Origin of the sequence: Rudaea sp. (assembly GCF_036383415.1) — a bacterium.
Lineage (GTDB): Bacteria > Pseudomonadota > Gammaproteobacteria > Xanthomonadales > Rhodanobacteraceae > Rudaea.
Map to the genome: position 1 here is coordinate 1 of NZ_DASVOK010000065.1, position 9,427 is coordinate 9,427.

6 protein-coding genes and 1 pseudogene are annotated in these 9,427 nt (G+C 63.2%); 1 reads left to right on the forward strand and 6 read right to left on the reverse strand.

Annotated elements, in window-relative coordinates; all coding sequences use genetic code 11:
- The 6 genes and pseudogenes from VF497_RS02300 to VF497_RS02325 all read right to left on the reverse strand — a co-directional run.
- Positions 1–1,269: pseudogene (locus VF497_RS02300) on the reverse strand (glutamine-synthetase adenylyltransferase); the annotation flags it as partial.
- Positions 1,270–1,316: 47 nt separating this feature from the next.
- Positions 1,317–2,315, reverse strand: coding sequence for a hypothetical protein (locus tag VF497_RS02305; protein ID WP_330885853.1), 999 nt, complete (start codon positions 2,313–2,315; stop codon positions 1,317–1,319).
- Positions 2,312–3,301, reverse strand: coding sequence for a hypothetical protein (locus VF497_RS02310; protein ID WP_330885855.1), 990 nt, complete (start codon positions 3,299–3,301; stop codon positions 2,312–2,314). Before VF497_RS02310 ends, VF497_RS02305 begins: the two co-directional genes overlap by 4 nt.
- 41 nt (positions 3,302–3,342) lie before the next feature.
- Entirely contained in the window at positions 3,343–6,252 is a 2,910-nt protein-coding gene (locus tag VF497_RS02315) for a TonB-dependent receptor domain-containing protein (RefSeq protein ID WP_330885857.1), read from the reverse strand.
- A 128-nt stretch (positions 6,253–6,380) separates the two neighbouring features.
- Positions 6,381–7,172 (reverse strand): LytTR family DNA-binding domain-containing protein, encoded by a 792-nt coding sequence (locus VF497_RS02320; protein WP_330885859.1) that lies wholly within the window; start codon positions 7,170–7,172, stop codon positions 6,381–6,383.
- Entirely contained in the window at positions 7,169–8,260 is a 1,092-nt protein-coding gene (locus tag VF497_RS02325) for a sensor histidine kinase (protein WP_330885861.1), read from the reverse strand. Before VF497_RS02325 ends, VF497_RS02320 begins: the two co-directional genes overlap by 4 nt.
- 291 nt (positions 8,261–8,551) lie before the next feature.
- On the opposite strand from VF497_RS02325, the gene VF497_RS02330 reads away from it, so the two are divergent.
- The coding region (locus VF497_RS02330; RefSeq protein WP_330885863.1) for a helix-turn-helix transcriptional regulator at positions 8,552–9,427 on the forward strand (876 nt) is incomplete at its 3' end.

Genomic DNA, 9,427 nt, shown 5'->3' on the forward strand with positions numbered 1-9,427 from the left:
CTGCGTGATACGCGCACGTGCCTCGGGCTCGTTCGGCACGGCGTGGGTCTGCTCGTCGCGAAACATCTGCACGCGGTTCTCGACCCGGCGCAACAGCAGGTAGGCCGCACGCAGGCGCTTGGCACGATCGGCCGCGATCACGCCGAGCTGCTCGCAGGCGGCGAGCGAAGGCAGCAGGCCACGTTCGCGCAGCGCCGGTTCGCGCCCCCCGCGGATCAGCTGCAGCAGTTGCACGATGAATTCGATTTCGCGGATGCCGCCGGCGCCGAGCTTGAGATTGTCTTCGAGATCCTTGCGCGCGACTTCGGCGTCGATCAGCGTCTTCATCTCGCGCAGGCCGGCGAACGCGGTGTAGTCGAGATAGCGACGGTAGACGAACGGCCGCAACATTTCGATCAACTGCTTGCCGGTGCGCAGATCGCCGGCGACCGGCCGCGCCTTGATCCAGGCGTAGCGCTCCCAGTCGCGGCCTTCGCGCTGGTAGTACTGCTCCATCGCCGCGAACGACAACGCAACGCGGCCGGCGCTGCCGAACGGACGCAGGCGCAGGTCGACACGGTAGACGTAACCGTCGACCGTGATCTCGGCGAGCAGCTTGACCAGCAGTTGGCCGAGCCGCGCGAAAAAAGTTTCGTTGGCAAGCGGACGCGCGCCATCGGATTCGCCGTTCTCGTCGAAGGCGAGGATCAGGTCGATGTCGGAAGAAAAATTCAAGTCCGCGCCGCCGAGCTTGCCCATGCCGATCACGACGAGGCGCTGGGCGACGCCGTGCGTGTTGCGCGGTACGCCGTGGCGGCGGATCAATGCGCGTTCGCCGAAATCGTGCGCGGCGACGAGGCAGGCCTCGGCCAGCGCGGTCGAACCCGCGAGCGTCTGCTCGACGCTGTCGAGGCCGTTGACGTCGCGCCAGATCAGGCGCACCGCCTCGCGCCGCCGGTAGCGGCGCAATGCGCGCATCACCTCGGCTTCATCGAGCGCCGGATCGAGCGCGAGCGGACGCGTGTCGGCATGATGCGGATTGGCCAGCAGCAGCAGGCCGTTCGCACTCAACAGCTCGGGATCGCGCTGGAAGCTCTCCCAGGCGAAATCGCTCGCGAGCAGCACGTGACGCACGCGCTCGTCGACGCCGGCGTCATCGTGCAGCACGACGCCCGCTTCGCGGCAGCGTGCGAGCAGTTGCGCGTAGCGGTCGGCAAGAAAGGCGTCAAACGCGGATTTCGGCGCGGCGGGCAAGGCGGAGTCGGTCTTCCGGGAACGAACGCCAAGCATGTACCAAATCACCGCAGGATTGCACGCGGCGTCAAGCGTCAGTCGCCCTATTTCGATGCATCCTCACGCAATTCGGCATCGAGCACGACAGACAGATCGATCTGATAGATATTGCCGAGACCGTTGCGCACGCTGCGGATAGCCGTCGTGAACTCGCGATAGGTCCAGGGCGCGTCGCGCCGTTCGGTCGGTAGGCCACGTTCGCTGGTGAAGAAGAGATAGCGCCCGTCCGGGGTGACACGCGCGTTGTAGTCGCGCGCCGCGCTGTTCACCTTCGGGCCGAGGTTGCGCAGCGGATGCCAGACGCCGTCGCGGCGGTAGCTGATGTAGAGATCGCAATCGCCGTGTCCATCCTCGTGGCCGTAGGCGCTGACGATCATGTAGCGTTCGTCGGGATCGACGTAGACCTCGAAGTTCGCCCACTTTTCATCGTTGATCGCGACTCCAAGGTTTTCGGGCTCGGCGAAATGGCCGTCGACGGCGCGCGCGCGCCACACGTCGAGGTAGCCCTTGCTGCCGGGCCGGTCGGAGGTGAAGTACAAGCTGCCGTTGCGCGTCGTCGTCGCGAAGTGCGAACTCCACTCGCCGTTGACCGGCGCACCGAGATTCTTCGGCGCGCTCCAGCCGCGCGCGCCGTGTTCGAGATACCAGATGTCGTAGTGTGCATGCGGCTTGCCGTCGGCGCGCGGACGGTCGGAGATGAAGTATAGGCGCTGGCCGTCCGCGGAAAGCACGGGGTCGTAGTCGTGCCACTGGCCGGAGAACGGGGCAATCTGCGGCTTGGCCCAGCGGCCGTCATGGAACGTCGAAACGAAGATCGTGTCGAGCTGGAACCGCGGCACCGACTTGCTGAACCAGAAGGTGCGGCCGTCGGCCGAAAACTGGCCGCCGAATTCGTCGTCCGGCGTCGAGATCACGCCTTCAGCAAACAGTTTCGGCTCGCTGATCGGCGTCGCCGAGTCGTAAGGAAATTGCGCGCGGGCGCCGGAACAGACGACGCACGCGGCGAAAAAAATCCAATGGGAACGGAGGTGGAGCATCGTCACGGCTTCGTCTCCGGTTCCTTTCCGCGCAGTGCTTCGATCGCCGCGACCGGTACTCGATAGAAATTGTTGCCGCCGTTGAAGAGACCGCGAAGCCCCTGCTCGAACTCCTCAGTCGTCAGTGGCCGGCGCATCGGCAGCGAGACGAAGCTGCGGTCGCTGGCGAAATACAGCCAGCGGCCGTCGGGCGAAAACGCGGCATTCGATTCGTTCATCGGCGAATTGATCGGCGCATCGAGGTGACGAGGCGACGTCCAGCCAACGGCCGTGGCGAAGCTCACGTAGAGATCGGAGCGTGAATACGGCGCGCCCGCGCTCGCCAGCGTGTCGGCGTGATCGAAGACGGTGAACACGAGCGTGCGCTGGTCGGGCGAAATCGCCGGTTGGCCATCGTAGCGGTCACCGCCGACTGCAAGGTATTCGGGCGCGGCGTAGCGCCCGTCGATCCAGCGCGCGCGCCAGATGCCGACGCCGCCTTTGCCGCCGGGGCGGTTCGAGGAAAAATATAGGGTGCCGTCGGCTGCGAGCGAAGGCCATGCCTCGGCCGCGGGCGTATTTACCGGCTCACCGAGATTGCGCGGCTCGCTCCAGCCTTCACCCTGGCGTTCGACCATCCACAAATCGACGTTCGGTTGCGGCGACGGCACCTGCGTTCCGCTCGGTCGGTCCGAGGAGAACACGATGTGCGAACCGTCGTGCGCGACGGCGACGCCGAAATCGTTGTAGCGACCAGAGAACGGTGCAATCTCGGGCTCGCTCCAATGTCCGCCGACGAGGCGGCTGACGCAGATCGCGCTGCGCGGCGGCGTGTTCGTCGTCGGCGAACGCTTGGTGAAGTAGACGGTTTTCCCGTCAGGCGCGAAGGCAAGGCCGAATTCGTCGTCGGGCGTGGACAGTACGCCCGGCGCGAACAGTTCCGGTGCTGACGACGCTGCGGCCAGCACGGAAAAAGTATACAAATAGGCCGCAATGGCGTGTCGAAAGTTCATGCCCGGCTAGCAACCAATTCAAGCCTCATTGAACGAGGTTCTTAGAAGTGATAGTTCACGCCCGCATAGAAGCTGCGGCCCCACGCATCATTGCCGTACAGGCCGCCGCCAAAGCTAGTGCCGTCGATAAGGAGCGGAGGTTTGCGGTCGAACACATTGTGCATGCCGAAATACAACTGGAGTCCGGCCTTCCGATCGCCCCAGGCGACTTGCATGTCGTGATAGACGCGCCCCCCTTCGAAAGTGGGCGCGTAGGCATACGGGTTGGCGTAATATTTTTCGAGAGTGCTGTATGCCGAAACCGCAATCAGCATGCTGGAAAAATAGCGTGTATCCCAACTGAGCAGCCACTTGTCCCAGGCATATGACATATCGAGTGCCGCTTTCCATTTCGGGAAACCGTCGGTGCCGATCAGATGCTGAGGCCGGGTGGGATCGTCCTGGAAGGGAAAGTTGGTGTACTGCAGCGTACGCGTTGCATTGAGTTCGAAGCGTGCTCTGCCGGGCCCGATATCGTGCGAGTAGGAAGCGGCCAAGTCGATGCCCGAGGTATTGGTGGCGACGAGATTGAGATTGGTCTGTTGCACAAAATTGATCAAATGCGTCGTCGGATCGCGCTTCATGCTCGCACAATAGATATTGGCGATCCCGCCAGGCGAATCGACGCAGTTGTCGACGATGTCCTGCGCAGAAACGACACTGATCGCATCGCTGAGCTTGATATTCCAATAGTCAGCGCTCAGCAAAAGGCCGTCGACAAATTGCGGCGTTAGTACGATGCCGTAGGTGTAGGTCTTGCCGCGCTCGGATTTCAGATCGGGATTGCTGCCAGAGATACCTTGTATCGTCGACGGCAGTGGATACTCGCCCGGCGGGACGCCCAACGCTGCGCAATTGCGCTGGCGTACCGCGAGATTGGGTGCACTGCTCATGCTGCTGGTCGAACACGGGTCGGTAAGCTGGAAGAAATTTACCCCCGCTCCCGAAAACAGTTCGCTGACGTTGGGCGCGCGCTCGGCGAACGATTGAGTGAAACGCAGGCGCACATTGTCGTCCAACGCCCAGTTCAAGCCGTACTTCCACGTTTCGGTATGGCCGACCGTGCTGTAGTCGGATTCGCGCATGGCCATTTCCAGACCCAATTGCTTGAAAAACGGCTTGTCGGTAATGAGCGGCAGGCCCAGTTCGCCGAAGCCTTCCTTGACATTGAAGCTGCCGCCGAACCCCGGTATCGCATTGTTGAAGGTATTGCCGGTGAGATCGAGCGGATCGGCAGTCACCGTCATTTCCTCGCGGCGATATTCGGCACCGAGAACCAAGCTGGCACTACCCGCGTTGAACGGCATCGCGAACAAATTGTTGTTGGTCAGCGTGCCGGAGGCGACTTGCTCGGTCAGTTTGTCGCGGCGAATGGTGGTGACGTTGAACCAGTTGCGCGCGGCCGAATTGACTGCGCCATCGCCGAAGATGCTGGTGGGAATGCAGCCGTTCAACAGGCTGCCGAAGCTGGCATAGGATAGGCCGAGGTCCGGATTGACATAACCCGGATCGAGGGTCGAACGACAGACGATCTTTCCACTCGCAGGATCGGTCACCGCATCGACCGAGGCGGACCAGCGTGGAATCACGCGATTATTGATGTAGTCCGTATTGACCTGGGTGACACCGTAGTTGACGGACGCGTCGTATTGCCAGTCGCCTGCGAAGGTGCCGGTGATACCGGCGACAACGCGGCCGGTTTGGCGTTGGTCGAGTTCATTGCGGAAGCCGCCGTCGTTGTCGAAACGACCGACGGTGATCGGATTGCCATCCATCAGTTGGGCCAGCGCCGGGCTGATATACGGATTGTCCGGCGTGATCGTGTAGTAGCCGAACGCGGGTTGTTCGATGTTGGTGGTATCGGACCAAGTGAACGAGCTTTCCAGGTACAGCCGTGCCGATGAATTCAAATCGTATGTGGTGTTGAAGTTGATGCTGGTGCGGTTGTATTTGGGAGTCAGCATCTCGATCGCATTGAGATTCAAGTAGTCGCAATCCGTGCAGTGCAGATTCCCGGGGGAGTAGGCGCCATCGAACCTCTGCGGGCGCACACTGCCGTTCGGATCGAACACATAGGAACCCGAGTCGATGGTGAAAGCGCCACCCGGGAGTTGGTCGAAGTAGCCGCCATTGGGCATGTAGACGCGGCGGTACTTGTTGCCGGGAGTCAAGATCGATGTATACGACTTGGAGCCAAATACCGACGGGAAAAACAGCGCATCGTTTTGCGCGTGCTCGATGTTGAAGATGGAATGGCCACGATCATCGGCGAAGCTCCAACCCGAGGTAATCGCCGCGCTGTATTTCTTGAAACTGCCACGTTGGGAATCGTCGACCTGCAGCTTGAGGTTCGTTCCCTCGTAGTGGTCCTTGAGGATGAAGTTCATCACGCCAGTGACGGCATCGGCGCCGTAGACAGCGGAGGCGCCGCCGGTAAGAATTTCCACGCGATCGATCATCTCGACCGGGATCATGTTCGTATCGACGGTCACGACATCGGTATTGCCAGAGACAAAACGTCGGCCATTGACCAGCACCAGCGTGCGCGACGGGCCCAGATTACGCAGATCTTGCGCGCCGATGCCGGCTGTGCCGATGCTTGCTCCAGAGTTGCCCATCGTGAACGTGGTGGCCAGCTGCGGCATGCGCGTGAGCAGATCGCCGATATTGGTCGCACCGAGCGCCTTGATGTCCGCGGCAGTCATGATGCTGACCGGCTGAGGCGAGACCACGTTTGGATTGGAAATGCGGCTGCCGGTGACGACGATCGTTTCGAGCTGGCTGGAATCCTTTTCGCTCGTGCTGGAATCGCGAGGCCCTGGGGATGCGTTTTGCGCCCAGGTCAGTGGCGCTTCTGTGATCGCGGCAAGGGCACAGAAGATCGCAGTCGCCAAGGGCAGCCGTTTGGTCATGTTTTATCCTCGAATCGTTGGGCAGTGGCGCCGCGCGCAACATTCGCAAACGCGGCAAGCCGTTCCCGCATGGTGCGCCGGTACGCACGCGGCTCGCTATCAAAAATTTGACGGAAATCGCGCTGGATTTAGCCAGCCAACCGCTGCATGACCTGGCGACGGAAACGGCGGCTCACTGGCACCTCGCCACCGCCGCGCAGCACGGCGACGAGATTGCCCTTGAACATTTCCTCGAACGAGGCGACCGCATCGATGCGCACGAGCGCGGAGCGATTGACCTGCACGAATCCTTCGCCGGCGAGGCGCTGGGCGACGTCGGCGAATGGGCCGTCGATATGATGATCCGCCTTCGCGCAATGCAGGATGCAATCGTGCCCGTCCGCCTCGATCCAGCGGATCTCCTCGTGGCGCACGAGCAGGAAACGGCCGTTCTCGCGCACCATGAAACGGCCCGGCCCCGGCTTGGCCTCGACCGCCACGGCCGCGGATTCGACCGTGCCGGTCAGTGCGGCCTGGACGCGCTCGACCAGCGACAGCGCCTCGCGTTCCTGCAGGCGCCGCTGCGCCGCGTCGAGCGCGCGGTGCAAGCGTGCGCTGTCGAACGGTTTGAGCAGATAGTCGTCCGCTTCGATCTCGAACGCGGTGCAGGCATAGCGCCGGTGCGCGGTGACGAAGATCACGCTCGGCGCCGGCTCGCGGTTCGCCGCGAGCATGCGCGAGAAACCGATGCCGTCGGTGCCGGGCATCTGGATGTCGAGCAGGGCGAGATCGACGCGCTGTGCAGCGATCGCGTCGGCTGCCTCGTCGCAATTGCGGCAGACCGCGACGACTTCGAAATCCGGACGCGCGCGGACCAGGCGGGCGAGACGCTCGCGCGCGAGATCCTCGTCCTCGACCACTAGCACGTTGAGCCGCTTCATGCGGCGCGCTCCACGGCCGGCGCACGATCGGGCACGACGATGGCGACGCGGTAGCGCCGGTCTGCGCCGAACCCGGCTTCGAAACATGCCGCCGCAGCGTAGAGCAGAGCAAGCCTGTCACGGCAGTTCGGCAGGGTCATGCGCATACCGGAGCCGGCTTCGGACGACGGCGACGCGCCGGTGTTGTCGATCTCGATGCGAATGCTCGCGCCGTCGCGCCATGCGCGCAGGTTGATCTCGCCGCCTTCGAGAGAGCGCGCGATACCGTGGCGGATCGCGTTCTCGACCAGCGGCTGCAACAGGAACGATGGCAAGCGGCAATCGAGCAGCGCATCGGCGACGTCGATGCGCGAGCGCAGGCGAGCGCCGAGGCGCACGCGCTCGACCGCGAGATACGCATTGACCAGCACGAGCTCCTCGCCGAGCGTCGCGGTCGCACGCTCGCCATGCTGCAGCAGCATGCGCAGCATGTCGGCGAGGCGCACGGTGAAATGCTGTGCCTTCGAGTTTTCCTCGAGCATCGCCACGAGCGCATTCAACGCATTGAACAGGAAATGCGGCTGCATCTGTCGCTGCAGCGCGGACAACTGCGCGGTCGCGGCCTGCGTGCGCAACGCTTCGCGCGCGAGCGACTCGTCGCGCGCGCGGCGGAAATAGATCTCGGCATGTGCGCAGGCGGTCGTCGCCAGATAGCACATCACTCCCCAATGCGCCTGCGTCGTCAGCAAGCGCACGACGCGCGCAAGATAGAACTCGGGCATGCCGAACCATAGCGGCGAGATCTGCATCAGCGCGGCGACGATGGCCGCATGCAGCACGATGAACACGAGCGCGAGCAGCGCCTGCAGCGCAATCGGCCGCCAGTTCCACACGCGCAATTCGATCGGATGGCGCTGGCAGAGCACGACGACGAACGGCGCCAGCGCTCCCCAGACATACCAGATGACGGCGTTCCAGGCGAACATCGGAGCGAGGCTCATCTCATCGCCGCGCACGACCATCTGCATCTGCGTCTGGAAAGTCGTGATCGCCGTCATCGCGGTAGCGGCGACGAGCGCGATCAATCCATAGCGCCGCAGGTTCTCCAACGCCCATCCTCCCCGACCCGCACCTTCGTGGCGCGACACATACGAGGTTCTACGTACTCACACGCCGCGCGGCCAGTGCCTGAAGTCATCGTTGCGTCGAAACCGCACTGGTCGCAACCTCGATGCATGCAGCATTGCCAGCATGCAGCCGATGCTTTCGTGGCCGCGATGCGACCGCCGATGCAACCTGCGTAACCGCTCGTGCCAAAACCGTTTCGTGCGCGCGCGAATGCGCCGAGCCTCGCCGTCGGATGCGGCACATCACGCCGCATGGGGACGAGTCAGATGAACATGCTGAGCAACCATGCGCTGCGCGAAATCCATTCCGGTCGCAGTGCGACACCGTGGATATTGCCTTGGCGTGGCGATGCTCCTGCCGCACAGGAGCCATTCCGTGCCGACGTTTCCGCAGCAGACCGGATCCTGCGCCAGACACGCCAGGTCGCACTCGGCCGGCATCGCGGCGTGCGCATGCACGCGCACGCCGCGCGTTGTGCCTATCTGCTTTTTCATCGCAGCAGCGTGCGCCTGCGCATGAGTCCGGACCGCGAAGAAGTCGTGACTCCACTGCACGTGAGCCTGCACGCGGCAGGCGACATCCATGCGCGTGAAGCATTGAACGACGAAGGAAACGATTTCGACTGGATCGCCATCGCTCCCGAACTCCTGCACAGCTTGCGCGCACACTTTCCCTACATGCGCGACGATGCGCACGACGCGGGCCTGCCTCCCTTGCACGCCTGCGAAACGACGCCGGAGATCTTCCTCGCCCGGCGCCGGCTTTTCACCGCCGCTTCGCGCTCCTGCGGCGCATTGAACTCGCGCCAGATCGACGCCGCGGTCGAGCAGTTGCTCGCGCAGGTGGTCGAACGCGCGGCCGCGCGCCGTCGTTTCATGCGCGATCAACAATTCGCGACCCGCGGTCGGCGCATCCAGCTTGTCGAGGAAGCCAAGATCATCCTTGCGCGCGAATACCAGACCGATCTGACCGCGATGGGGCTCGCGCATCGACTGCATTGCTCGCCCGCCTACCTCTCGCGCACGTTTCATGCGGCGACGGGATTCAAGCTCGTCGACTATCGCCACGAACTGCGCCTGCGCAAGGCGGCCTATCTGATCGAGCAGGCGGATGCGGAAATCGGCGAGATCGCGGTACGCGTCGGCTTC